Genomic DNA, 25,819 nt, shown 5'->3' with positions numbered 1-25,819 from the left:
CAGACAAACCGCCTCCAGCTTGAACAGAAACCTCGGTATTGCCCGCGCAAATCCCAGCGCCACGAATCCGCGCTCTCCGCTTGAGGGCGCGCCGTTGTCTATCGACTAGTGGGACTTGCGATTCCGGCAACCAATAGCATCCGTCCGCTAGCCGCGACGGCCGCACAACGTGCCGGCCGGGTCAGCGGGTCAGGCCGACCAGCGCCGCCAGGCGCGCCACGCCGGCCGGCGCCGGGTGACCCCGGGCAAGTTCGGCGATCACCGTACGCGCCAGCGGCCGGCACCGGACCTCGGCCGGCGCGACGCCGTCCGCCTCGACCAGCACCCGCCCGGCCCCGCGCAGGTCGCCGATCTGGAGGTACGCCCGCGCAACGTCCACCAGGTACGCGGCCCGGTACTCGGCCGGCAGCCACCGCCATCCCTCCCGCCGGACCGCCTGCTCGTGCCGGTGCACCGCCTCCCCGGCGTCCCCCGACTCGACCGCCGCGACCACCCGGGCCAACTCGACCGCGACCGGCCCGAAGCTGGTCCGGTACGGGTCGTCACCGGCCCCGACCCGGGCGGCGATGTCGGCGGCCCGAGCGGTCAACTCCCCGACCCGGCGGGTGTCACCGCATCCGGCGGCAGCCAGAGCGGCCTGGATCAGCAGGGCCCCGTGGACCGTCTCCGATCCGGGTGTGACGCGGTGCGCGGCGGCGACCGTCGCGGCCAGCGCCAACCGGTCCCGACCCAGGGAGCGCAGCGCCTGCCCGACCGATACCGCCGCCACCCCCGCGAGCACCGGGTCACCGCCCGCCACGGCCACCGCCCGGTCGGCGGCCAGCCAACCCAGGTCGGCCTCGCCGAGCTTCACCAGCACCGACGCGGTGATCCGATACGCCTGCACCAGCAGCCCCGGCGCGTCCGCACGCACGCCCTGGGCAGCGTCGAGCAGCCCCGGCAGCAACCGCACCACCTGGAGGTAGTGCGCGTGCTGGTAGGTCAGCCAGGCGTGTGCCACATGCCGTTCGATCTCCGTTGCCCGCACCGGGCGGCCGGGCTCGCGGTCGTAGCGGGCGAGAGCGGCCCGTATCCCGTCCACCCCGTCCGGCGGGCCGGCATCCGTCGACGGCGGCGGGCGGTCCTCGCCGAGCAACACCAACGGGTCGACCCGCAGCACCTCGGCGATCTCCTGGATGACGGGGTACCGGTCCAGAGCGCGGACGCCCCGCTCGACCTTGTCCATCCAACTCTTGGACCTGCCGAGCCGGTCCGCGAGCATCTGCTGGGTCATCCGCCGCCGCACCCGCCAGCGTGCCACCCGACGACCGATCGGCTCGTCACCGCTGGTCACGCCGCCACCGCCGGTCCGGAATCGCCCGGGTGGTGTCCTCCACCGGTACGCGCTCCGCCTCGGCCTGGGCGAGCAGCCGTTTCTTGGCGGCCTCCCGCTCGGCCGCCTCGACCTGCTCGCCCCGACTCATCGCCGGCTCGTCGCCTTGGCCCTGCATCCACACCTCCGTCGACCGGGGGCGCGACGGTAGGTCTCGGAAGCACTTCCTATCGCCGCCCCATTGCGCCGTGAGGCCAGCGAAGTCGACTGTTGGTCGACAGACCAGATGGCAGGCGATGCGTGCCGTTGCGTAGTCCTCGGTGCCAGGTTGCGCCGGGTTGCGCGAGGCACCCACAGCGCCGCAGCAGCCCATAGGCTCGTCACTGCTGGTAGCCACTCGATATCTGGAGGCATGTCCATGGCGCGGCCGGTCACGAATGCGGCGTTCGAAGCACTGCTTCGCACCGCCGGGTACGGCAACGCCCACGCCGCCTTCGCTCGCCAGCTCAACCACGCCGGTCGTATCCACGGCACATGGCGCTACGACGCCGCCAGCGTCTACTGGTGGCTACGCGGACGCCGGCCGGTCGACCATGTCCAAGCCACCATGGCCGAAACGTTCGCCCGCAAACTCGGTCGCCCCGTTGCCGTCACCGAACTCGGGTTCACGGCACGCGATGTCACCGTGAATGCTGGCTACCCCACGTCCGCGGGTCAGGCTATCGATGCTGCCGAAAGACTCTGGGCCATGCTCGCCAAGCAGCTCGGCTCAGCGCCTGGCGGGACGTTCCAGAGCGGCGACGCCCTCCAAACCGCGCTCGCCTGGCGGTACGACCTGCCCGACCGGGCGGTCGCCTGCAGCGGCCGGCAACTGGTGACGAGTGCAGACATCCAATCCCTGTACGCCCTCGCCGACCATTTCACCGACCTCGACCGACGCCACGGCGGTGGCTCCCCGCGCACCCGGGCGCTCATGGTCGACCTCCTCGTGCGCCAGGTCGTCCCGATGCTGCGAGGCAGCTACACCGACGCCGTCGGACGGGACCTCATGCGCGCGACCGCGACGCTTGCCGGCCAGCTCGCCTTCATGTCCTACGACGCAGGCGACCACGGCACCGCCCAACATCATCTGACCATCGCGCTACGGCTCGCCAAGGCCGCCGACGACCGCCTGTACGGCGCCCACCTGCTGGCCAACCTCGCCACCCAGGCCGTCTACCTCGGGCACGCCCACGACGCCGTCCGGCTCGCCGAAGCTGCCATCGACGGAGCAGGCCGTGCCCCCGCCGCCGTCCGCTCGCGGCTGTACACGACCGCCGCCAGCGCGTACGGCAAGTCAGGCGAAAGACGTGCGTGCCAGAACGCCCTCGCCATGGCCGAGCGAGCCATCGATCGTACGGACCCCGACGGCGGTCCGCGCTGGGTCAGCTACTTCAGCCCGGCCCACCTCGCCGGCGCGGCGGTCAAGTGCCTCAGCGACCTGGGCCTATACCGACAGGCCCTGAAACACGCACCTGACGCGCTCACCGTCGCCAACCAGAACATCCGGACGCGTGCCCTGCACACCGCCCTCATCGCCACGACCCATGCTCGCGCTGGAGACATCGAGGCTGCCTACGACCGGGGCCGGGAGCTGACGCACCACGCAACAACCGTCCACTCCGCCCGCGTGACACATCGCGTCCGCGAACTTGCCACCGCTCTGCGCCCTCATCGAGCCATGCCTGAGACCAACGAACTCCTGCTGACTCTCGCGGCTCCGACAGCGCCCAGGTAACACAAGGTCCCATCCAGACAATGTCGGCTAGCGTCACCGGAGTGACCTGGACCGAGCCCGCTACCTGGTACGCCAACCTTCCCGCCTTCTATGCCGCCGCAGCCGCCTTCATCACCGACCCGGATGGCAACGTACTGCTCGTCAAGCCCACCTACCACGACCACTGGGCATTCCCAGGTGGTTACGTGGACGAGGGCGAATATCCGCATGACGCCTGCGCCCGCGAGATCCGCGAAGAGCTGGGTACTGCTGTGGTGGTGGGCGACCTGCTCGTCGTGGACTGGGCACCTCCCGCCGGGCAGCGGCCACGCGCCCTGATCCACTTCACTTTCGACTGCGGTACGGTCGCCAGTCTTGAGGGCATCACCCTGCCTGAGCAGGAGCTTGAGGACATCGCCTTCTTCTCGCCTCAGGACGCTGAGCAGCGGCTCCCGGACAATGTCGCTCCGCGAGCCCACGCGGCGATACGCGCCCGAGCCCGGCGCACCCCGGTGTACCTTGCCGACGGCGGTTCTGCCTCACCACCGCAGGAATGATCAACAGCGGTCGTCCCCGCCATGACCTCCAACGTCGAGACGACGCCTGTGCATGCCCTGATGCTGACGGTGCGACTAAATGGTCGCTCAAGCGATGACCTGGTAGCGGGTAAGCATTGACGTGAGTTTCGATGCGGGCGGTCAGCAGATGGTCGGGCGGGTGGTGGACCTGAACCATCGTGACGATGGAGCCGGGATCGTTGGCCACCTCTAGACGGAGCGTGGTGGTCCCGATGAGCAGGTAGTCGTACCACCCTTGCGGGTCTTCGGCATCGGTACTGTCCAGCCCTGTCTGTCCACGGTCCTTGACCAGATCGATCCGGAGGCCGCAGGAGTCGACTATCGGCTCGTCGGCACCAGTGCTGCTCTGTCTGGTGCGGCCCGACTTCATCGAAGCGACCGGCGGGCGGCAGTCGGGCCATCACCGTTCGCAGCAGGCGCATCGGCCGGAGTAGGTGGCCGTAACCGGCGGCGTACACCTGCTCGCCGCTGGTCTGATCCTGACCGCCACCTGGCGCAAGCCGAGCAACCGTTGCTGGTTCGACGCCAAAGCGTGGCCGGCTTTCGTGCCGGCCGCATCCGCGTGACGTCTCCGAAGTCGCGCGATGCTCAAAGCGCCACGACCGCCGCCGTCTCCGCCGGCAGTTCGATCCGGTCCCGCATCACCGTGACCCCCTCCCCCGTGGCCAGCAGCACCCGCCGCGCCACCCCCGGCAGCGTGATCCGCTGCGGCTTCGCGGCCAGGTTCGCCACCACCAGCGTCTCCCCCCGGCGCATCACCAGGAAGTGGTCGCCGTGGCGCGCCTCCACCCGGTTCAGCCGCGGGTCGGACAGGTCGGGGCGACTCTTGCGCAGCGCGATGAGCCGCCGGTGGAAGTCGTACATCTCGCGGTGTTCGGGCTTGTCCAGCTCGGCCCAGTCGAGCCGGGAGCGGACGAACGTCTGCGGGTCCTGCGGGTCCGGCACGTCCCCCTCCGGCCAGCCGTGCGCGGCGAACTCCCGCTTACGGCCGGTGGCCACGGCGGTCGCCAGCTCGGGCTCGGGGTGGCTGGTGAAGAACTGCCACGGGGTGCTGGCCGCCCACTCCTCCCCCATGAACAGCATCGGCGTGAAGGGCGCGGTGAACAGCAGCGTCGCGCCCACCCGCAGCAGCCCCGGGGAGAGCGTGGCGGAGATCCGGTCGCCGGTGGCCCGGTTGCCGATCTGGTCGTGGTTCTGCAGGTACGCCACGAACCGGTGCCCCGGGGTGCGCTGCCGGTCCACCGGCCGCCCGTGGTGCCGGTTGCGGAAGCTGGACCAGGTGCCGGCGTGGAAGAAGCCGCCGGTCAGCACGTCGGTGAGGCATTCCAGGGAGCCGAAGTCGCCGTAGTAGCCCTGCCGCTCGCCCGTGAGCAGGGTGTGCAGGGCGTGGTGGGCGTCGTCGTTCCACTGGGCGTGCAGGCCGTAGCCGCCGGCCTCCCGTGGGGTGATGAGCCGTGGGTCGTTGAGGTCGGACTCGGCGATCAGCGACAGCGGCCGGCCGAGGTGGGTGGCCAGCGACTCCACCTCCACGGCCACCTGCTCCAGCAGGTGGGTGGCGCGGCTGTCGGGCATGGCGTGCACGGCGTCGAGCCGCAGCCCGTCGACGTGGTAGTCACGCAGCCACATCAGCACGCTGTCGACGATGTAGCGGCGGACGCCGTCGGAGTGTGGGCCGTCGAGGTTGACCGTGCGGCCCCAGGTGTTGCTCTGCTCGGTGAGGTACGGCGCGAACATCGGCGCGTAGGCCCCGGAGGGCCCGAAATGGTTGTAGACGACGTCGAGGATCACCCCCAGACCCTTGCCGTGGGCGGCGTCGACCAGCCGTTTCAGGCCGTCCGGGCCGCCGTACGGCTGGTGCGGGGCATACCAGCAGACGCCGTCGTAGCCCCAGTTGTGCTCGCCGTTGAAGGCGTTGACCGGGAGCAGCTCGATCATGTCGACGCCGAGGTCGACCAGGTGGTCGAGGCGGCCGATGGCGGCGTCGAAGGTGCCCTCCGGGGTGAAGGTGCCGACGTGCAGCTCGTAGAGGACGCTGCCGGGCAGTTGCCGGCCGGTCCAGGCGCGGTCGGTCCACTCGAACGCCGCGTGGTCGTAGAGCCGGCTCGGCCCGTGCACCCCCGCCGGCTGCCAGGCCGACCGGGGGTCGGGCAGCGCCCGCTCGTCGTCGTCGAGGAGGAAGGCGTAGTCGGTGCCGGGGCCGGTGGCGGGCACCTCGACCCGCCACCAGCCGCCGGGACCGGAACGCATCTCGTGGTCGGCGACGCCCGGCAGGCGCAGCCGGACCCGGGCGGCCTGCGGCGCCCACACCGCGAATTCGGTCATGACGCAGCCTCCACGGACTCGGGGGTGGGAGCCAGCAGCGCGACGGGATAGGTGGCCAGCAGGGCGGCCAGACGGGTCTCCCCGCCACTGTAGACCCGGCCGGTGAACAGGTCGGTCAGCTCGTGAACGGGAAGTGACAGGACCGTGTCGTCCCAGCCGCCGGCGCGGGCCAGGCCGAGCGGCAGCCGGGTGGCGACCGCGACCGCGCCGCCCCGGTCGAAGGCCACCGCGTGCCGCCCGGCGCGCCCGTGCGCCGGCACCGGCCGATAGCCGGTGAACAGCTCCGGGCGGTCGCGGCGCAGCCGCAGGGTCCGCGACACCACCAGCAGCTTCGCCGCCCCGCCGGCGTCGACCGGCGGAAGCGGGCCGCCGTCGAGGTCGGCGAGCAGTTGCCGGCGTACGGCGAAGTCGACCGGGCGGCGGTTGTCGGGGTCGACCAGGGAGTTGTCCCACAGCTCGGTGCCCTGGTAGGTGTCCGGCACCCCGGGCATGGCGAGCTGCACCAGCTTCTGCCCGAGGGAGTTGGACCAGCCGGCCGGGGTGATCTCGGCGGCGAACGCGGTCAGCTCGGCGTGCAGCTCCGGGTCGTCGTACATCGTGTCGACCACGGCGTGCATGGCCCGCTCGAAGACGGGGTCGGGGTCGGCCCAGCTCGTCGACACCGACGCCTCCCGGGCGGCCTTCTCGGCGTACGCGTGCAGCCGCTCCCGCCCGATCGGCCAGGCGCCGACGGCGGTCTGCCAGAGCAGGTGCGCGAAGGCCGGGTCGGGCAGCGGCGCGCGGGCCGTCCACCGCGCGACCAGGTCGGCCCAGCGCCCCGGCAGTTCGCTGAGCACCGCGAGCCGGGCACGGACATCCTCGGAGCGCTTGGTGTCGTGGGTGGAGAGGGTGGTCATGCTCGCCGGCCAGCGCACCTGCCGGGCGGCGGCGAAGCGGTGGAACTCCGCCGGCGGCGTGCCGAAGTGGGCGGGGCTGCCGCCGACCTCGTTGCGCGCGACGAAGCGGCTCCAGCGGTAGAAGGCGGTGTCCTCCACCCCCTTGGCCATCACCGCGCCGGTGAACTGCGGGAAGCGCCTCGCCAACTCGTCGTCCGGATCGCGCAGTCGGCGGGTGACCGCGTCGAGCGCGCCGGCCAGGTCGGGGCGGCGGCGGCCGGCCTCGGCGCGGGCAGCGGCCAGGTGCCGGGCGCCCTCGGGCGGATAGCCCCGGTAGACGGGGAACGCGGCAGCCAGCTCGGCCAGCGCCGCGCGGGCCGCCTCGCGGTCGACGTCGGGGGCGAGCGCGGCCAGCCGGGTCAGCTCGGCCGACAGCAGCCGGGTGGCGGCGGCGAGCTTCGTGTCGTGGGTGAGGTCCTCCCAGGAGGTGCGCCGGCCGGTCAACCGGGTGTCCAGCGCGGTGAAGTCGGCCTCCGCGTCGGGATCGACGAAGAGCCCGCAGACGGCGGCGAGGGCGTCGTAGCCGGTGGTGCCGTCCACCGGCCAGGATGGCAGCTCCTCGCCGTACTCCAGGATCTTCTCCACCACCAGCCAGGCCGCGGGGGCGGCGGCGCGCAACCGGGCCAGGTAGCCGGCCGGGTCGCGCAGCCCGTCCGGGTGGTCGACGCGGATGCCGTCGACCTCCCCGGCCGACACCCAGCGCAGGACCAGCTCGTGGGTGGCGGCGAAGACCGCCGGGTCCTCCACCCGCAGCCCGGCGAGGTCGGAGACGGCGAAGAACCGGCGGTACGTCAGCTCGGCGTCGCCGCGCCGCCAGGAGACCAGCTCGTAGTGCTGCCGGTCGTGCACCTCGCGGGCGCTGCCGTCGCCGGTGCCCTCGGCGACCGGGAAGCGGTGCTCGTGGTAGCGCAGCTCCCCGTCGGCGAGCTTGAGGTCGTCGAGGGCGTCCGGGGCGTCGGCCAGCACCGGCAGCAGCAGCCGGCCGGCGTCCCAGTCGATGTCGAACCAGCCGGCGTACGCCGACTCGCGGCCCCGGCGCAGCACGTCCCACCAGGCGGGGTTGGCGGCGGGCACGGCCACCCCGGCGTGGTTGGGCACGATGTCCACGACCAGGCCGAGGCCGGCCGCCCGCAGGGCGCGCAGCAGCTGTCGCCGGCCCGCCTCGCCGCCCAGCTCCGGGTTGACCGCCCGGTGGTCGACCACGTCGTAGCCGTGCGCGGAGCCCGGGGTGGCGGTCAGCAGGGGCGCGCTGTAGAGGTGGGTGACGCCCAGGTCGGCCAGGTAGTCGGCGAGGCCGGCGGTGGCGTCCAGGTCGAAGCCGGGGCGGACCTGCACCCGGTAGGTGGCGCCGACCCGGGACGCGACCGGTCGAGGGGTGGTCGACATGTCAGGCCGTCCTCTCCAGCACCACCACGCAGCGGTCCGGCACGCCCAAGATGCCGCCCGCCTCGACCACGGTGGTCTTCTCCGGTTCCGGTTCGACCGTGCTGATCACCAGCTCCCAGCGTCGGCCGAACTCGGGCCCGGGCACGGTGAAGTCCAGCGGCGCGTCGTGGGCGTTGAAGCAGAGCAGGAAGGAGCTGTCCACGTGGCGCTGGCCGTACTGGCCGCGCTCGCGGATGCCCTCGCCGTTGACGAAGAGCGCGACGGAGCGGCCGAAGTCGTTGCCCCAGTCCTCGCCGGTCATCTCCCGCCCGTCGGGGGTGTACCAGGCCAGGTCGGGCAGGGGCTCGTCGACCAGCCGGGAACGCACCGGCAGGCCGGTGAAGAAGCGGCGGCGGCGGAACACCTGGTGGCGACGGCGGAAGGCGACCAGCTTGCGGGTGAACTCCAGCAGGTCGGCGTCGGCGTGCTCCCAGTCGACCCACGCCAGCTCGCTGTCCTGGCAGTACGCGTTGTTGTTGCCGCGCTGGGTGCGGCCCAGCTCGTCGCCGTGGCCGATCATCGGCACGCCCTGGGAGAGCACCAGGGTGGCCAGGAAGTTGCGCCGCTGCCGTGCCCGCAGGGCCAGCACCGCCGGGTCGTCGGTGTCCCCCTCGACCCCGCAGTTCCACGACCGGTTGTGGCTCTCGCCGTCCCGGTTCTCCTCCCCGTTGGCCTCGTTGTGCTTGTCGTCGTACGAGACCAGGTCGGTGAGGGTGAACCCGTCGTGGCAGGTGACGAAGTTGATGCTGTGGAACGGTCGACGCCCGTCGTCCTGGTAGAGGTCGGCGGAGCCGGAGATGCGGGACGCGAACTCGGCCAGGGTGGCCGGCTCGCCGCGCCAGAAGTCGCGCACGGTGTCGCGGTACTTGCCGTTCCACTCGGTCCACACCGGCGGGAAGTTGCCCACCTGGTAGCCGCCGGGGCCGACGTCCCACGGCTCGGCGATGAGCTTGACCTGGCTGACCACCGGGTCCTGCTGCACCACCTCGAAGAAGGTGGAGAGGCGGTCGACCTCGTAGAACTCGCGGGCCAGGGTCGCCGCGAGGTCGAAGCGGAAGCCGTCGACGTGTATCTCGGTCACCCAGTAGCGCAGCGAATCCATGATCAGCTGGAGCGAGTGCGGGCTGCGCACGTTGAGGCTGTTCCCGGTGCCGGTGTAGTCGACGTAGCGGCGTCGATCCTCCTCGCTCAGCCGGTAGTAGCTGGGGTTGTCGACGCCCTTGAAGCTCAGCGTCGGGCCGAGGTGGTTGCCCTCGGCGGTGTGGTTGTAGACCACGTCGAGGATGACCTCGATCCCGGCGGCGTGCAGCGCCTTGACCATGCCCCGGAACTCCTGCACCTGCTGGCCCAGGCGACCCCACGCGGAGTAGCCGTGGTGCGGGGCGAAGAAGCCGATGGTGTTGTAGCCCCAGTAGTTGCGCAGTCCCAGGTCCGCGAGGCGGTGGTCGTGCACGAACTGGTGCACGGGCATCAGCTCGACGGCGGTCACCCCGAGCGTCGTCAGGTGCTCGATCATCGGCGGGGAGGCCAGGCCGGCGTACGTGCCGCGCAGCTCCTCGGGGATGTCGGGGTGGCGCATGGTCAGGCCGCGCACGTGCGCCTCGTAGATCACCGAGTGGTGGTACGGGGTGCGCGGCGGCCTGTCGTTGCCCCAGTCGAAGTACGGGTTCACCACCACCGACCTCGGCACGAACGGCGCCGAGTCGGTGGTGTTCATCCGCTCCGGGTCGCCGTGCTCGTAGTCGTAGACCGCCGGGTCCCACCGCACGTCGCCGTCGACCGCCTTGGCGTACGGGTCGAGCAGCAGCTTGTGCGGGTTGCAGCGCAGCCCGTTCGCGGGGTCGTACGGCCCGTGCACGCGGTAGCCGTACCGCTGCCCCGGCTCGACGCCCGGGATGTACGCGTGCCAGACGTAGGCGTCGACCTCGCGCAGCTCGACGCGCCGTTCCGCCCCGGTCTCCCCCTCGTCGAACAGGCACAGCTCGACCCGCTCGGCCACCTCGGAGAAGATCGCGAAGTTGGTGCCCATCCCGTCGTAGGCGGCCCCCAGGGGATACCGCTCACCCGGCCAGACCTGCATGTCGCTCCTTCGGCCCAAGATCATGAGCGCGCACCGCACCATGAGCGCACCACACTGCGGGGGCCGGGCGACACGCGTGCCGGTATTGCCCCGCGGGTTCGGCCGCCAATCCACCCGATCGGCGGATGACCGGAATCCACCCGACCGATACCCGCCGGCGCACCCCACCGCACGGACCGAGCGCCGCGGTTACGATCTTGCATCCGCACTGGTCAGGGTGTTGATCATCGGACAGACTCGCAGGACCCGGCTGGGACGAGGTCCGAGGGGGATGTACGTGCGGATTCTCCTGGTGGAAGACGACCTACGCGTGGCGTCTGCCCTCACCAAGGCCCTGCGCCGCCGGGGATACGAGGTGGTGCCGGCGCTGACGGCCGCCGAAGCGATCCAGGCTGACCCGGTCGACCTGGTCCTGCTGGACCTCAACCTGCCCGACCGGGACGGCCTGGAGGTGTGCCGGCGGCTTCGTCAGGCCGACGAGGACGTCGCCATCATCGCGGTCAGCGCCCGTGCCGAGGAGTACGACCTGGTGGCCGGCCTGCGGGCCGGCGCCGACGACTACGTCGTCAAGCCGTTCTCGATGGTGGAGTTGCAGGCCCGCATCGAGGCGGTGATGCGGCGTACCGTCCGCAGCGCCCGGACCACGAGCCAGTTGCGGGTCGGCACGCTGCGCATCGACGTCAACGCCCGGCGGGTCTGGGTGGGCGACCGGGAGGTCAGCCTGGCCCGCAAGGAGTTCGACCTGCTGGTGGCGCTGGCCCGGCAGGCCGGCGCGGTGGTGCCCCGGGACCGGTTGCAGTTGGACGTCTGGCAGACCACCTGGGGGACCCGGCACAACCTCGACGTGCACGTCGCGGCCCTGCGGGGCAAGCTCGACGACGCCGGCCTGGTCGAGACGGTCCGGGGCGTCGGCTACCGGCTGCGCGCGGGATGACGACGGCCGGTGAGCGACCCGGGTGTCCGCGACCGCCCGCCGACGGCGGTGAACAGGTCGGAAACCTCAGATGATCCTCAAGAAACGCAGGGGGCGGGCCAACGGTGGGCCGAGTGCGGGTGTGCTGGGCGCACCCCAGCCATCCCTCCTGTTTGGAGATCCCTTTTGAGATACAGACGGACAACGGCCGGTGTGTTCTCCGCCCTGCTCGCCGCCACCCTCGTGGCGACGGCGGTGCCCGGGCAGGCGCACGGGCAGCCGAGCGCGGCCCTTCAGCAGGCGGAGCCGAACCAGGTGCAGGGCCTCACGGTCGTGCAGGGCGACGGGTACGCCACGCTGGCGTGGACCCGGGTAGAAGGGGCCACCGACTACCAGATCGAGCGGACCCCGCTGACCGGGGACGGCACGCCCGGCACGCCCGTCATCGTCGGCGTCTGGCGCCCGAACCGCCAGGTCAACAACACCGCGCCGACCTTCGCCGACGCCGGCTTCGTACCGGGCAACGGCTTCCAGTGGCGGGTCCGGGCCCGGTTCGGCACCGAGGCCCAGCCCTACTCGGCGCCGGTCAGCGGCACCACCAGGGCCCACTGGGGCGACCCGGCCGCCCCGGGTGAGAACCTCCGCACCCAGTGGGAGGACACGCTGGGCGCCCAGTACACCAGCGACGTCAACGAGTACGCGTACACCGCCGCCATCGACGCGGCCAGCGACCGCGTTCGCGTGGTGGAGATCGGCCGCACCGTCCAGGACCGGCCGATCAACATGCTGGTCATCGGCTACCCCAAGCCGCCGGCGACCCCGGAGGCCGTGGCCGCGACCAACCCCCTGATGGTCAACTGCAACGTGCACGGCAACGAGCCGGGCGACCGCGAGGCCTGCCTGATCATGGCCCGGCAGTTGGCCTTCACCAAGGACAGCAAGACCCTCGACCTGCTGTCGAAGACCACCATGCTGATCGTGCCGACGCTCAACGGCGACGGGCGGGCCGCCAACACCCGGGGCAACTCCACCGGTCAGGACCTGAACCGGGACCACTCGCTGATCCGCCAGCCGGAGACCCACTCCCTCGCCGAGATGGTCCGCGACTACCGGCCGGTCGCCGGCTACGACGGCCACGAGTACGGCAACACCAACGCCGGTGACCTGCCGATGCTGCCGCCCCGGCACCAGAACGTGGCGCAGGGAATCTTCGACGAGTCGCAGGAGATGATCGAAGGCCACATGTACGCCCAGGGCGCCCAGGACGGCTGGTGGGCGTGCCCGTACGGCTGCACCTCCAACGCCACGGTGGGCCTGAGCGAAGAGACCATCCTGCGTAACACCCTCGGCCTGAAGAACGTCGTCAACTCCCTGCTGGAGCTGCGCAGCTCCGGTGGCCCGACGCGGCCCGACGAGAGCAACACCGCGAACAACCGCCGACGCAAGACGTACTCCGCGCTGTGGACGTTCAACGAGTTCTTCAAGTACCACGGCGCCAACGTCAAGGACATCACCAAGGCCCGCGCCGAGGCAATCACGTTCCAGTCCGCCAACGAGGGACGGATCGTGTTCCGGGGCTCCCGGGAGATCGAGGCCTACCCGGCCCCGCACCCGGGTGAGGCCCCGCCGCCCGTGGACGCCCCCACCCCGGAGCGGATCCTCGACCAGCCGCCGTGCGCGTACAAGCTGACCGAGGAGCAGTACCACGGTGAGCGTACCGACGGCCCGGCCGGCAAGCGCACCACGGCGGCCCAGCGCATCGCCGCCCACGGCTGGAAGGTGATCAAGGTCGCCGACGGCTACCTGGTGCCGCTGTCCCAGCCGCAGCGGGGCCTGATCCCGCTGCTGCTCGACGAGCAGGCCGTCGAGGGCCTGGTCGCCGGCGAGCGGATCGCGCCCATCCTGACCGGCACCCACGACGGCACGCTGGTCGTCTCCGGCGTCGCCTGCCTGGACGGGGCCACCGTCCGGGGTTCGATCCAGGTGCGGCCCGGCGCCACGCTGATCGTCAACGGCAGCTCGATCGACGGTCCGGTGAACGCCACCGGCGCCGCCGGGGTCGTCATGACCGACAGCACGGTCGAGGGTCCGGTGCGCGCCACCGGCACCAGCGGCCCGGTCGTCCTGGTCGGCAACGAGGTGACCGGGCCGGTCAGCGTGACCGGCAGCACGGGCGTGGCGCCGCTGGTGGCCGGCAACACCGTCAACGGTCCGCTGGCCTGCGCCGGCAACTCCCCCGAGCCGACGAACATGGAGGTCACCAACTCCGTACGGGGTCCGAACTTCGGCCAGTGCGCGCGTCTGTGACCTGCTGAGTTCCGCCCGAACGCGGTGGGGGGGGGGGGGGGGGCGCCCCCCCCCCCCCCCCCCCCCCCCCCCCCCCCCCCCCCCCCGGGGCCCCGGCCCCCCCCCCCCCCCCCCGGCGGGGGGCCCGGCGGCGGGCGGGGCGGGGGGGGGGGCCCGGGGCCCCCCCCCCCCCCGCGGGGGGCGGCCCGGGCGCCCCCCCCCCCCCGCCCCGCCACCACCCGCACCCGTTCCGAAGTGGAGAAGACCGTGCCCGACACCCTCACCCCGGGGCCGTGCTCCGGAAACCGGTCCCGGGTCGCCCGCCGCCGGCGGGCGGTGGCCGGGGCTGCGCTGGCCCTCCTGGTCGCGGTGACCGGGTGCACCAGCTCGCAGGAGGAGACGCCCGCCGCGACGGACCGCACCGGCGACGCCACACCGGTCGCGGTCACCGGACCGCTGTGCGACGTGCTGCCCTCGGGGGCCGAGCCGGGTAGCCCGGGCTCGCTGGTGGGCCAGTCGCCCGACCAGGCCCTCACCTGGATTCCCGTGCTCACCACGTTCGAGGCGGCGGTCCGGGCCACCGGGATGGCCGAGGAGTTGTCGGCCGCCGGTGGGCTGACCATCCTCGCCCCGACCGACGACGCCTTCCGGGCCAAGTTCTCCACCGCCAACCTGGACCACCTGCTGCTCAAGGACACCGACACGCTGCGGGGGCTGCTGAAGGAGCACCTGGTCGGCGGGGCGCGCTCGGCCGCCGAACTGGTGGCCGCCGGCTCCGTCACCACCCTCGCGGGCAGCGCCCTCGCCGTCACCGCGGCCGAGCCGGGGGCCCGGCTGGCCGACCGGGCCGAGACGGTCTGCGCGGACTACCGGGCCGCCGGCGCCCGGATCCACGTGATCAACAAGGTGCTCGGAAGCCTGCCGGACACCGCCCGCGAGGAGGACGACTACCACTGAGCGGCCCGACGGCTCCCCAACCGGCCCACGACACCGGCCGCCGACCCCGCACCCGGGGGTCGGCGGCCGGTGTCCTCCGTCACCTTGGCCCTTTTCGAGATGCGGGATCGGGCTCGATGCCCTTTGCTTGTTCACGGGACGCGCACGCGCGTCTCCCCTCGGCCCCTCGGCCACCCCCACCACTGTCTCGCCGCCACCGCTGCCGGCGCGCACCTTCATGCATGGACGGAGATTGATGTGACGACCCTGCGGGTCGGCGAGCAGCCCACCACCTCCCCGGGTCGGGTCCACCGGCCCACCCTCACCTCCCGGCCCCAGGTCCCGGCGCACGCCGGGCCGGGCACGCCCCCGCAGACCCGCCGCATCCTGATGCTCTCGTGGGAGTACCCGCCCGTGCTCGTGGGCGGGCTCGGCCGGCACGTGCACGCCCTGTCGGTGGCCCTGGCCGCCGCCGGGCACGAGGTCACCGTCGTCACCCGGCACGCCGACGGCGCGCCCCTGGAGGAGTACGCCGACGGCGTCCGCATCGTGCGCGCCGCCGAGGACCCGGTCACCTTCCCGCTGGCCACCTCCTCCCTGCTCGCCTGGACCATGGCGTTCAACCACACCCTCACCCGGGCCGCCCTGCGCGCCACCGAGGCCGGCACGTACGACGTCATCCACGCCCACGACTGGCTCGTCGCGCACACCGCGATGACCCTGCGCGAGCACCTGGACATCCCGCTGGTCAGCACCATCCACGCCACCGAGGCCGGCCGGCACCAGGGCTGGCTGCCGGAGGAGATGAACCGCACCATCCACGGCGTCGAGCACTGGTTGGCCGGCGAGTCCGGACGGGTGATCGTCTGCTCCGGCTACATGCGCGACGAGGTGACCGGGCTGTTCGGCGTGCCGGCCGGCCGGGTCGACGTGGTGCCCAACGGCGTGGAGCCGCACCGCTGGCGGGCGCCGGCGGCCGCGGTGGCGCAGGCCCGCGCCCGGTTCGCCGGGGACGGCCCACTGGTCACCTTCGCCGGCCGGCTGGTCTACGAGAAGGGCGTGCAGCACCTGATCGCCGGGCTTCCCCGGCTGCGCGAGCGGCACCCCGGGCTGCGCGCGGTCATCGTCGGCGACGGCCCGTACCGCGGCGAGCTGGAGGCGGAGGTGCACCGTCTCGGCCTGGCCGGCACGGTCAGCCTCCCGGGCTTCCTCGGCGGCACCGACCTGCCCGCGGTGATGGCCGCGTCGGACTGCTTCGCGGTGCCGAGCATCTACGAGCCGTTCGGCATGGTGGCCCTGGAGGGCGCCGCCGCCGGCGCGCCCCTGGCGGTCGCCGCGACCGGCGGGCTGGCCGAGATCGTCGAGCCGGGCGTCACCGGGATGACCTTCCGGCCACACGATCCGGACGGGCTGACCGACGCCGTGCACGCCCTGCTGTCGGACCGGGAGCGGGCCCGCGAGCTGGCCCGCCGCGCCCACGCCATGGTCCACGAGCGGTACGGCTGGACGGCGATCGCGCACCGCACGGCCGCCGCCTACGCCGCGGCGATCGCCACGGCGCCGGCTTTCACCGCCGCGCGGGCCGCCGAACGGATGGCCCGGGGCCGCGCCCTGCCGGCCATCGCGGAGGGCAACCTGCTGGCCGCCGCCGGCCTGCGCTGAGAAGTAAGGAAGGGCACCTTCCTAACGCTTTCGGTAGAGGAAGGGGCCCTTCCTAACCGGCGGGCGACGCGGCGGGGCCTGATGGGCGTGGAGACGGCGAAGGCCGCCGACCCGGTGCGGGTCGGCGGCCTTCGGCGTGGTACGGCGGAGGTCAGCGCTCCGAGAACGGGGCGTACGCCCGCTCCGGGGAGCCGGTGTAGATCTGCCGCGGGCGGCCGATCTTGGTCTCCGGGTCGTTGATCATCTCGCGCCACTGGGCGATCCAGCCGGGAAGCCGGCCCAGCGCGAAGAGCACCGTGAACATCTTGGTCGGGAAGCCCATGGCCTTGTAGATCAGGCCGGTGTAGAAGTCCACGTTCGGGTAGAGCTTGCGGGACACGAAGAAGTCGTCGGCCAGCGCGATCTCCTCGAGCTGCATCGCGATGTCCAGCAGCGGGTCCGGCTTGGCCATCCGGCCGAGCACGTCCTGGGCCGCGTTCTTCACGATCGCCGCGCGCGGGTCGTAGTTCTTGTAGACCCGGTGGCCGAAGCCCATCAGCTTCACGCCGTCCTGCTTGTCCTTCACCTTGCGGACGAAGGACGCGACGTCGCCGCCGTCGGCCTGGATCTTCTCCAGCATCTCCAGCACGGCCTGGTTGGCGCCGCCGTGCAACGGGCCGAAGAGCGCGTTCACGCCGGCCGAGACCGAGGCGAAGAGGTTGGCGTTGCTGGAGCCGACCAGCCGCACGGTCGAGGTGGAGCAGTTCTGCTCGTGGTCGGCGTGCAGGATGAACAGCATGTCCAGCACCTTGGCCACCACCGGGTCGACCTCGTACGGCTCCGCCGGCACGCCGAAGGTCATCCGCAGGAAGTTCTCCACGTAGCCCAGCGAGTTGTCCGGGTACAGCAGCGGCTGGCCGATCGACTTCTTGTAGGCGTACGAGGCGATGGTGGGGACCTTCGCCATCAGCCGGACCGTGGACATCTCGACGTGCGAGGCGTCGAACGGGTCCAGGCTGTCCTGGTAGAAGGTCGAGATGGCGCTCACGGCCGAGGAGAGCACCGCCATCGGGTGCGCGTCGCGCGGGAAGCCGTCGAAGAAGCGGCGCATCTCCTCGTGCAGCAGGGAGTGCCGCCGGATCCGCTCGGAGAACTCGGTCAGCTGCTGCTGGCTCGGCAGCTCACCGTAGATCAGCAGGTAGGAGACCTCCAGGAACGAGGACTTCTCCGCGAGCTGCTCGATCGGGTACCCGCGGTAACGCAGGATCCCCGCGTCGCCGTCGATGTAGGTGATCGCGGACGAGCAGGCCGCGGTGTTGACGAAACCGGGGTCGTACGTCGTCATCCCGGTTTCCTTGAGCAGCTTGCCCACCCCGATGCCGGCGGGGCCCTCGACCGCGGATTGCACCGGCATCGAAAGCTGCCCACCGGGGTGATCGAGCTTGACTTCCGTCATGTGGTTCCTCGCTTCGCCGGCAGATCTGCGTTGAATTGCCTTCGCTTTTACCGTAATCGCGGTCGCGGGGATACCGCCCGCCGTGGTTCGGCGGTGAGGTCTGCGTCACCCGATTCCCGACCAGCGGGCCGGGAAACCCCATCCATTTCGGGCACGTCGGGGCCGCGGGTGCCGCGTGAGCATGGGAACGCTACCGATGGGCCGGCCGCCCGGCGCAGGCGGGAGGGCGCGCGTCGCGGAGGGCAGGGCGCCCGTCGCGGGCGGGCCGCGGCGGCTCAGGACAGGTCGAGGCGGTGCAGCGTCCCGTCGGCGGCGACGCGGTAGACGTCCAGCCGGTTCGCCCCGGCGTGGAAGAGCCGGTCGTCGGCGACCAGGGCGGCGAAGCGGCGGCCACCGGCGTCCCGGGGGACCACCGGGACGACGGCGCCGACCCGGCCGTTGACGGCGACCGCCAGCAGGGTGCCGTCGGGCACCTCGTCCGGCACGTCGCCCCAGACCGCCGCCGGCAGCCGCCCGGTGTCCGGGTCGACGGCCCGGAACGCGGACAGGTCGGCGACGCGGGCGGTGCCGCCGTTCGGACGGTCGCCGACGGCGGTGCCCACGAGCGGGTGGGGCGCGGGCGGCGCGGGCGGGGCCGGCACGCCGCCGGGGATGGGCGTCGGTTCCCCGGGGCGGTCGTAGAAGACCTTGCCCGTCTCGGCGCGCGGGGCCTCGCGGGCGGACCGGCCGTCGACCTGCCACGGCAGCCGGATGGCGGCCTCGTCGGCGATCGTGGGCAGCAGGTCGACGTGCTGCCAGTTCCGGTCGTCGACCCGCCCGGCGCGCTGCCCCGGGGTCTTGACGAACATCGGCACCCAGGCAACCTCGTCCGGGGCGGCCCGGAGGGCGTCCATCCCGCGCCCCTGGGCGCCCTTGGTGAAGCTGACCCCGTGGTCGGCGGTGACCACCAGCAGGGCCTCGTCGTAGAGGCCGCGCGCCCGCAGGGTGCGCAGGGTCTCCCCGATCAGCCGGTCGGTGTAGCCGAGCTGCGCGAGGTGGCGCCGGTGGGCCAGCTCCACCCAGCCGTCGCCGTCGTTCGGCAGGTCCTCCGGGGCGTCGTAGCGCGTTCCGGACGGCAGGTACGTCCACGGGGGGTGCGGCATCAGCAGGTGCAGGAAGTGCAGCGTCGGCCGGGACGCCGGCCGCAGTCCGGCCAGGAAACTGGTGAACCGGGCCGGCTGGTTGGCGTTCAGGCTGTCCCAGCGGAACTTCGGGTCCGCCGGCACCGGCTCGGCGTCGTCGATGCCCGCCTCGGCTCGGGTGCGCTCCCGGTAGGAGTCCTCCGGGTCGACCCGGCTGTCCACGGGGCCGGCGAGGCGGCGCAGCAGTCCGCCGGTCTCCCGGACGAGCACGCCCATCCCCTGCTCCGGGGTGACCGGCGACTCGCACCGGCTGGGCGGGCAGAGCCGGGTGATGCTCTCCTCCGCGCGGATGTCGTACAGGCCGCCGAAGGCGGTGAAGAGGTTGTCCGGGTACTGCGAGTAGTGCGGCGCCGCCGCGCGCTGCGGGTACCGGCCGGTGAGCATCGCCGGCAGCGCGTACGGCGTCCAGCCGGCGACGCCGGTGGCGTTGCGGTACCAGGTGGAGCCGGCGGCCAACTCGGCGAAGTGCGGATACCGGGTGGCGTCGACCCGCCCGTCCGGTCCGAGCAGGGAGACCAGCGGCAGCTCGTCGAGGACCAGCACCACGACCGGCGGGTGGTTGCCGGGCCCGGCCGTCCCGGCCGCGCCGCCCTCGCCGCCGGGCAACACCACCGTGGAGGTGGGCGAGGCGAACAGGAACAACCCCACGAAGAGCAGCGGGCCGGCGGCGGCCAGCCGCAGCACCCGCCCGGGCGCGCGCCACCGCCGGTGCGCGACCGCCCCGGCGGCGCCGGCCACCGCCGCCACCAGCAGCAGCGGTACGCCCCGCAGCGGCGTACCGTGCCGGCCGACCTGCACGGCCAGGGCGGCGAGCAACAGCCCGACCAGCAGGGTGTGCGTCACCGAGCGGGCGGCCCGCCCGGCCAGCCGGGACAGCGTGCCGAGCAGCGCCACGGCCGCCGTGGGCACCAGCACGACCAGCGCGACCAGCAGCAGGATCTCGCGTCGGTCCGCCCGGTGGAACAGGAAGAAGTCCGGGCTGCGGCCGAGGACGTCCAGCAGCGGCTGGGTCACCACGAGGCCGACGAGGGCGGCGACCTCCGCCAGCCGGCCGAGTTCCGCCCGCCGGCCCGACGACCGGCCGGCCCGCTCGGACACCGGCGGCGGGTCGGCCGGGGCGACGTGGCCCGCCGGGGCGGTGTCGTCGGCCCGGGCGGTCGGGGCCGCCGGTGCCGTGTGGGCCGCCGGGTCGGGCGGTGGGCCGCCTGCCGGCTCAGCCACCCGAGACCGCCGCGTAGAGGGTCCGGGTGCCTGAGGGCAGGTCGAGGCGGCGCGCGATCCGGCACCGGGCTCCCAGCAGCCGTTCGAACTCGGCGCGCCGGTAGCTCGGAAAGAGTCCCTCGGGCTTGTTGGCCAGCAGCCGGCGGGCCATCGGGTCCTCGGGGTGGACGAACTCCACCACTATCCGGCCACCGGGGGCGGCGAGGCCGACGAGCCACTCCAGCACCTCGGTCAGCGGCACGTTGCGCCCGATCGCCAGGTGGTGCACCACGGCCAGGGCGAGCACCACGTCCGCCCGGGCCCGGTCCGCGAACGAGGCCCGCTCGACGCCCCGCCAGCCACCACCGGGGGACGGATCGGCGAGGTCCATCACCAGCGGCAGGATCCGCCGCTCGCCCTCGCCGCGCAGCGCCCGGTAGAGCCCGTCCACGACGGCCGGCTCCTGCTCCACCGCGACGACGTAGTCGGCCTGCCGCGCGGCGAGCCGGGCGTACCGGCCGTCGTTGGCGCCGAGGTCGAGCACCAGGCGGGGACGCGGCGGGCCGGCCAGCGCCTCGGCGACGAAGCGTTCCTTCGCGGCCCGGTCGTCGGCCGTGTACGCACAGGTGCGCTGGTAGTCGACCCAGTGGCTGGCGGCCGGGCGGTGCTCCAGCCGGCGGACGAGCTTCTCGATCCCGCGTACGGTGGCCAGGGCCAGGTCCCGGGAGTAGCCGGCCGCCCGTAGCTGCGACCGGACGTCGGCGGTGCTGGCCCGGGCGTTGCGGCGCTGCATCGCGTCGTGCAGGTGCACGTGGGTGAGCACGCCGGGCAGCAGCCGGCGCGCCCCGCCGAACAGCCGGCGCATCTGGTCGGGCTCGATCCCGTCGACCCGGGCGCGCAGCCACGGCTGGAAGTCCAGCCCGAGGTGGGCACCGAGCAGCAGCGGGTAGAGCAGGGTCTGGCAGAACTGCCGGTAGCCGGCCCAGGGCTCGCCGTCGCGCGCCGGGGTGAACGAGCCGACGTCGATGAAGACCGGCTCCGCCCCCCGCCACTGGAGGTTGTACGCCGAGCCGTCCTTGGTGGTGAACCCGGCCGGCAGCGCCGCCCGAAGGATCTCCAGGTGCAGCAGCGCCGCGTCCCGCAGCATGGCGAAGGACCACTCGTACGGGTGCGAGACGAACGGGATGCGCTCGTGGCGGAGCACGGCCGCCCACCGGGCGGCCGTGGGCACCCGCGCCGGCTCGACCGGCTCGGTGCCGCAGACCTTGCCGGCGGCGAGCAGCGGCGGGAAGAAGTCGGCGGCGGCCAGTTCGCGCCACTCCCAGGCGGCCCGCTCGTCCAGCCCGCGCAGCACGTCGTCGCCGAGGTGGAAGACCCGGTTGGCCGGGTCGCGGAACGACCCGGGCTCGGCGCGCACGCCGGTGTGGGGGGTCACCATCGCCCGGTCAGCGGTGGTCGGTGGGCTGGCGGCGGAAGCGGTCGACCAGCCGCCGCCAGTAGAGCTTGGCCGCCACCGCGGCGCCGGCCACCCCGCCGACCACCGCCTGCACGATCAGGCTGCCGGACCCCGCGTCCAGGTAGGCCAGGTGTTCCACCGACCGCTCCTTCCCTCGCCGTCTCGACCGCCGGCGCGCCCGGTCGCACCCTATGAGGGATTTGGCCGGAAAGCCGGACTTGTCTGACACCGTACGCCGATCGTCCCCGCTGTGAAGGCCACACCGGACACTCCACCCGGCGTCCGTTTCGTTCAAGACGCCCGTCGGGGGCCACCCCTACCGTGGCAGTCATGGCACCGACACTGGATCTCATCGGCATGGTCGCCAGCGACCTGCCACGCTCGCTCGCCTTCTACCGCCGGCTCGGCCTCGACATCCCGGCCGAGGCCGACACCGAGCCGCACGTGGAGGTCACCCTGCCGGGGGGCCTCCGGCTGGCCTGGGACACCGCCGAGACCGTCCGCTCCTTCGACCCGGACCGGAAGTTCGGGGGCGGCGGCGGGGCCGGGCTCGCGTTCCGGTGCGCCGACCCGGCCGAGGTGGACCGGCTCTACGCCGAACTGGTGGCCGAGGGTCACCCGGGCCACCTGCCCCCGTGGGACGCCTACTGGGGCCAGCGGTACGCGGTGGTACTCGACCCGGACGGCAACGGCGTGGACCTGTTCGCCCCGCTCGCACAGGACTGAGCCGGCCCCCTCGGCGCGACGCCGGGCGGCCCGCTCGCGGGGCTGAGCGCGATCCGCTCGCCCAGGCTCGACCGCAGGGCCGGACCGGGTTCGCTCAGTGGGACAGCAGGACGGTCGGCGGCACCCCGGCCAGGTCCCGCACGTCGCGGGTGAGGTGGGCCTGGTCGGCGTACCCACAGCGGGCCGCCACCTCGGCCAGCGGGGTGCCGGCGCGGGCCAGCGCCAGGGCGCGCCCCATCCGCAGGATCCGGGCCAGGGTCTTCGGGCCGTACCCGAACAGGTGCCGGCTGCGGCGATGCAGGGCGCGCGGGTCGAGGCCGACCTCGGCGGCGGCCGCCGCCACGGTCGTGCCGGCGGCCAGCGCGGCGGCGACCCGGACGCCGAGCGGGTCCGGGCCCCCGACCGCCCGCAGCCGCGCCGCGGCGGTCTCCGTCAGCACGGCGGCCGGGGCGGCCCCGGCCCGCTCGGCCAGCCGGTCGACGTCGCGGTCGCCCCACAGGTCGGCCAGGGGGACCCGTCGGTCGCGCAGCTCGACGGCGGGCACGCCGAGCACCGCCGGGCCGACGCCGGGCGGCAGCCGCAGCCCCACCCAGCGCTGCGCCGGCCCGCCGCCGCTCAGGTGCGCGGTGCGGTCCGGCCCGGCCACCAGCAGGCCACCACGGCTCGTCCAGATCAGGTCGACGCAGCCGTCGGGGAGCACCCGGGTCGGCGCGGCATCCACCCTCGTCGTGCTGGTCCAGAGCACCGCGCCGGCAAACCCGGCGGGACGTTCCCGGTACATGGCGCCCAGCCTGCCACGACCGGACTAGCCTTCGATTGTGCGATGGTCGGTGCTGGACGCTCCGCTCGACTCCTCCGGCCGCGGCCGGGGCGAGCGGCGGGCGCCCGCGGCGCTGCGGTCGGCGGGGCTGCTGGGCCGACTGGGCGCGGCGGACGCCGGTGCGGTCGACACCCTGGTGACCGATCCCGCCCGGGACCCGGAGACCGGCGTGATCGGCGTCGAACACCTGCGGCGGGCCACCCGGGCGATCGCCGCCCAGGTGACGGAGCTGCTCGACGCCGGGCAGAGCCCTCTCGTGCTCGGGGGCGACTGCGCGATCCTGCCGGGCACGCTACAGGGGCTGCCGGCCGGCTTCGACCTGTGGTTCCTCGACGCCCACCTCGACTTCGAGGACGGGCGTACCTCGCCCACCGGTGAGGCGGCGGACATGGAGCTGTCGATCGTCACCGACCACGGCCCGGCCGGCGTCCTCGACCGGGAGGGGCCGCTGGTCGACCCCGACCAGGTGCACGTGCTCGGCCACCGCCCGCCGGACCCGGACGTGGCGGAGGGCATGGAAGCCTTCCGGGTCGACCGCGCCGTGCACCTGGTGCCGGCCGACCGGCTGCGCGGGCCCGACGCGGCGGCCGTGGGCCGGGAGCTGGCCACCGGCATCACGCCGGCCTGGCTGCACCTCGACCTCGACGTGCTCGACCCGGTCGTGCTGCCGGCGGTCAGCTACCCCGAGCCGGGCGGCCTGGACTGGGCCGACCTCGCGGCGCTGGTCCGGCCGCTGGTGCGCTCGGGTCGGCTGATCGGGATGAGCGTCGCGGACTTCAACGCCGACGAGGACCCCGACGGGCGGCACGCGGAGCGGATCGCGGCGGCCCTCGCCGAGCTGCTGTCCGACTGACCGCGCGCCGAGCGCGAGAGCCGGCCGGCCGGGTGCGGGTGGCGGATGCGCACCGACTCGTCCACCACCGCCGCGAGCGGGCTGTGAAGACCCTCATCGGACGTCCGGGGTTGATGTCAGCGGGTGCTGGAGCGGAAGACGATCGCGGCGCCGAGGGCCTCGCTGGCTGGTACGACGATCTCGCCCGCCCGGGGCTTGGTGTGTGACACCCCGGCTGCCCTCAGGTACTCCTCGGTCCGGGCGATGTCGTGTACGGCGACCGTGTACCCGACAAAGGCGGGCACGGCTGGCGGACGCCCACCCGGCGGCAGGTTGGGCACCGCGGAGGCGGCGACCAGGGTGACGGTGGCATCGTCGAGGTCGAAGGTCGCGGTGGGGCCATCGCGGCCAGCGGCGCGGCCGAGATACGCCTCGTAGCGGCGTGCCGTCTCGGGCAACTCGTCGTCAGGTACGCAGAGCACGCATCCCACCAGATCGACCGCGCCGTTGGCGTGCGCCGGCTGCTGGTGCTCATCGACGGCGGCGTTCTCGGCAATGCCGAGCCTGCCCTCGGGCAGGCGGCCGGGTGGCGCGCCCGGCTCGTCGCTGTTGATCTCCAGGTAGTGGGCAGGGACCATCCGGGTGCCGTCGGCGGTCTCGATCGGGCGCTGTACGGCGTGCACGCCGCCGTGGCCGACACCTGCGCTGTCGAGTCGGCTGGCGGCGCGGTCGATGTCCGGTGAGTCGAAGATGAGGATGTGCATGCCGGGAAATCGGTCCAGGCAGGCGGTGAGGTTCGCGGCGGCGCCGCGGACGGCGGCCAGAAGCCCCGGCAGTTTGTCGTCGGGAACGTCGAGGGGAATCGTGCGCGCCCCCGCCGGCATCGGCTGGCCGTCCTCGACGACGGTCACGATCTCGACGAAGTTGCGGCGTAGGTAGATGTGGGTGTTCGCCGCGCCGACCGGTCGCGGGGGCGCTCCCGGAGCGGTGGGCAGCGTCGGACAGGCCGGCGGCGGAACGGTGAAACCGAGCCGCCGACAGGTCTCGACAGCCTTGGCCATGTCTGCCACGACCAGGCCCACGTGATGCAGGCCGCCGATGTCCCTGCCCATGGCTGTCACCCCTCGCCGGTCAGTGCGCCGTAGGCGGCGCGGCGGTAGTCGTCGGTGTGCCGGTCGAGGATGGCGACAACCGCCGGCGCGGCAGCGGCGAGCCGTGCCGGCGACGGTGGCTGCGCTGGTTCGAACGCGTGGCACAGTGTGTCGGCGAGCTGGTCGGCCTTGTCCGGGAGCCCCGGTTCCACCTCGGGGGAAAGGAAACGGTCGATGCCGAAGAAGCCGAACATGACCGCGGGCAGGGTGTAGTCCAGGTCCTCCGGCCGCAGGTCCGTCCGCAGCAGGCCGTTGTCGGCCAGGACCTTCAGGTAGTCGCGGGAGGCCAGCAGCTTGGCGCTCTGCAGGGGGCGGCGGGCGGGGCTGGACAGGAACCGGTCCAGCACGTCGGTGTCCCGCGTGAAGATCGCGCGCAGGACCGGTCGCGACATCGCTTCCAGGAAGAACCGGCGCAGGTACCGGTGGAGCGCGATCTCTTTCGGGTCTTCCCGCATGGCGGTCACCACTGCGGTGAGCATCGCGGCCGCCTCCCGCGCGCCGACGGCGAAGAACAACTGTTCCCGGCTGCGCCAGTGCAGGTAGACGGTGCCCTTGCCGACGCCGGCGTGCCGCGCGATCTCATCGATGGTCACCCGCCGGTATCCCCAGCGCAGCAGCAACTCCTTCGCCGCGTCGAGGATGCGGTCGGCGCGGTCGATCTGATCCGGTTGTCGCTCCGCCACGGGACCCCTCTCGATGACTGATGACCAGAATAGCATTCTGGTCATCAGTCACGACGGCGTGTGGGGGGGGGGGGTGGGGGGGGCCGCGCGCCACCCCCCCCCCCCCCCCCACAGCCACGCACCAAAAACC

Annotated in this window: 20 protein-coding genes; 8 read left to right on the top strand and 12 right to left on the bottom strand. The window is 73.2% G+C overall.

What is annotated here, in order from left to right:
* Positions 1-181: 181 nt before the first annotated feature.
* On the bottom strand, positions 182-1,333 hold the full coding sequence (locus tag ACGF5G_RS32220; protein ID WP_393269868.1) for a helix-turn-helix domain-containing protein: 1,152 nt from the start codon (positions 1,331-1,333) through the stop codon (positions 182-184).
* A complete protein-coding gene (locus ACGF5G_RS32215) occupies positions 1,320-1,490 on the bottom strand; it encodes a hypothetical protein (RefSeq protein ID WP_393269865.1) in 171 nt (56 codons plus the stop codon). Before ACGF5G_RS32215 ends, ACGF5G_RS32220 begins: the two co-directional genes overlap by 14 nt.
* Positions 1,491-1,730: 240 nt before the next feature.
* Between ACGF5G_RS32215 and ACGF5G_RS32210 the strand changes: the two genes are divergently transcribed.
* Together ACGF5G_RS32210 and ACGF5G_RS32205 are read left to right on the top strand one after the other, a co-directional pair.
* The gene (locus ACGF5G_RS32210) at positions 1,731-3,089 is read left to right on the top strand and encodes a hypothetical protein (protein WP_393269862.1); all 1,359 of its coding nucleotides are present in this window, start codon (positions 1,731-1,733) and stop codon (positions 3,087-3,089) included.
* Positions 3,090-3,130: 41 nt separating this feature from the next.
* Positions 3,131-3,625: an NUDIX domain-containing protein gene (locus ACGF5G_RS32205; protein ID WP_393269860.1), complete on the top strand. Its 495-nt coding sequence runs from the start codon at positions 3,131-3,133 to the stop codon at positions 3,623-3,625.
* 609 nt (positions 3,626-4,234) lie between these two features.
* Here the strand turns inward: ACGF5G_RS32205 and treZ are convergent.
* The 3 genes from treZ to glgX are packed head-to-tail and all read right to left on the bottom strand — an operon-like array spanning position 4,235 to position 10,408.
* On the bottom strand, positions 4,235-5,968 hold the full coding sequence (gene treZ / locus ACGF5G_RS32200; protein WP_393269857.1) for a malto-oligosyltrehalose trehalohydrolase: 1,734 nt from the start codon (positions 5,966-5,968) through the stop codon (positions 4,235-4,237).
* Complete coding sequence (treY, locus tag ACGF5G_RS32195) at positions 5,965-8,289, bottom strand: malto-oligosyltrehalose synthase (RefSeq protein WP_393269855.1); 2,325 nt, start codon at positions 8,287-8,289, stop codon at positions 5,965-5,967. The genes treZ and treY overlap by 4 nt, the downstream gene beginning before the upstream one ends.
* Before the next feature lies 1 nt (position 8,290).
* A complete protein-coding gene (gene glgX, locus ACGF5G_RS32190; protein WP_393269851.1) occupies positions 8,291-10,408 on the bottom strand; it encodes a glycogen debranching protein GlgX in 2,118 nt (705 codons plus the stop codon).
* 271 nt (positions 10,409-10,679) lie between these two features.
* On the opposite strand from glgX, the gene ACGF5G_RS32185 reads away from it, so the two are divergent.
* From ACGF5G_RS32185 to ACGF5G_RS32170, 4 genes are all read left to right on the top strand, one after another.
* On the top strand, positions 10,680-11,342 hold the full coding sequence (locus ACGF5G_RS32185; protein WP_393269848.1) for a response regulator transcription factor: 663 nt from the start codon (positions 10,680-10,682) through the stop codon (positions 11,340-11,342).
* Positions 11,343-11,534: 192 nt separating this feature from the next.
* A complete protein-coding gene (locus ACGF5G_RS32180) occupies positions 11,535-13,628 on the top strand; it encodes a M14 family zinc carboxypeptidase (RefSeq protein ID WP_393269845.1) in 2,094 nt (697 codons plus the stop codon).
* A gap of 246 nt (positions 13,629-13,874) precedes the next feature.
* Entirely contained in the window at positions 13,875-14,564 is a 690-nt protein-coding gene (locus ACGF5G_RS32175) for a fasciclin domain-containing protein (RefSeq protein ID WP_393269842.1), read from the top strand.
* A 237-nt stretch (positions 14,565-14,801) separates the two neighbouring features.
* Positions 14,802-16,205: a glycosyltransferase family 4 protein gene (locus tag ACGF5G_RS32170; protein ID WP_393269839.1), complete on the top strand. Its 1,404-nt coding sequence runs from the start codon at positions 14,802-14,804 to the stop codon at positions 16,203-16,205.
* Positions 16,206-16,356: 151 nt separating this feature from the next.
* Here ACGF5G_RS32170 and ACGF5G_RS32165 read toward each other — a convergent pair whose 3' ends face one another.
* The 4 genes from ACGF5G_RS32165 to ACGF5G_RS32150 form a co-directional block, all read right to left on the bottom strand.
* Positions 16,357-17,640 carry a citrate synthase gene (locus ACGF5G_RS32165; protein WP_393269835.1) on the bottom strand — a complete coding sequence of 428 codons (1,284 nt, stop codon included), beginning with the start codon at positions 17,638-17,640 and terminating at the stop codon, positions 16,357-16,359.
* A 275-nt stretch (positions 17,641-17,915) separates the two neighbouring features.
* Positions 17,916-19,919 carry a sulfatase-like hydrolase/transferase gene (locus ACGF5G_RS32160; RefSeq protein WP_393269968.1) on the bottom strand — a complete coding sequence of 668 codons (2,004 nt, stop codon included), beginning with the start codon at positions 19,917-19,919 and terminating at the stop codon, positions 17,916-17,918.
* A 115-nt stretch (positions 19,920-20,034) separates the two neighbouring features.
* Positions 20,035-21,459, bottom strand: a complete 1,425-nt coding sequence (locus ACGF5G_RS32155; protein WP_393269834.1) for a class I SAM-dependent methyltransferase — start codon at positions 21,457-21,459, stop codon at positions 20,035-20,037.
* A 7-nt stretch (positions 21,460-21,466) separates the two neighbouring features.
* Positions 21,467-21,616, bottom strand: a complete 150-nt coding sequence (locus ACGF5G_RS32150; protein WP_350685822.1) for a hypothetical protein — start codon at positions 21,614-21,616, stop codon at positions 21,467-21,469.
* 191 nt (positions 21,617-21,807) lie between these two features.
* Between ACGF5G_RS32150 and ACGF5G_RS32145 the strand changes: the two genes are divergently transcribed.
* On the top strand, positions 21,808-22,203 hold the full coding sequence (locus tag ACGF5G_RS32145; RefSeq protein ID WP_393269831.1) for a VOC family protein: 396 nt from the start codon (positions 21,808-21,810) through the stop codon (positions 22,201-22,203).
* 94 nt (positions 22,204-22,297) lie between these two features.
* Here the strand turns inward: ACGF5G_RS32145 and ACGF5G_RS32140 are convergent, their stop codons facing one another.
* A complete protein-coding gene (locus ACGF5G_RS32140; RefSeq protein ID WP_393269828.1) occupies positions 22,298-22,984 on the bottom strand; it encodes a helix-turn-helix domain-containing protein in 687 nt (228 codons plus the stop codon).
* A 37-nt stretch (positions 22,985-23,021) separates the two neighbouring features.
* On the opposite strand from ACGF5G_RS32140, the gene ACGF5G_RS32135 reads away from it, so the two are divergent.
* A complete protein-coding gene (locus ACGF5G_RS32135; RefSeq protein ID WP_393269825.1) occupies positions 23,022-23,876 on the top strand; it encodes an arginase family protein in 855 nt (284 codons plus the stop codon).
* Between the two features lie 116 nt (positions 23,877-23,992).
* Here the strand turns inward: ACGF5G_RS32135 and ACGF5G_RS32130 are convergent, their stop codons facing one another.
* Positions 23,993-24,967 (bottom strand): VOC family protein, encoded by a 975-nt coding sequence (locus ACGF5G_RS32130; RefSeq protein WP_393269822.1) that lies wholly within the window; start codon positions 24,965-24,967, stop codon positions 23,993-23,995.
* Between the two features lie 5 nt (positions 24,968-24,972).
* Positions 24,973-25,689 carry a TetR/AcrR family transcriptional regulator gene (locus ACGF5G_RS32125; protein ID WP_393269820.1) on the bottom strand — a complete coding sequence of 239 codons (717 nt, stop codon included), beginning with the start codon at positions 25,687-25,689 and terminating at the stop codon, positions 24,973-24,975.
* Between the last annotated feature and the right edge of the window lie 130 nt (positions 25,690-25,819).

The sequence above is a fragment of the Micromonospora sp. NPDC047730 genome (assembly GCF_043204765.1).
Classification (GTDB): domain Bacteria; phylum Actinomycetota; class Actinomycetes; order Mycobacteriales; family Micromonosporaceae; genus Micromonospora.
The sequence above is the reverse complement of the archived record's forward strand: the minus strand, read 5'-3'. Positions and strand labels throughout refer to the sequence as shown.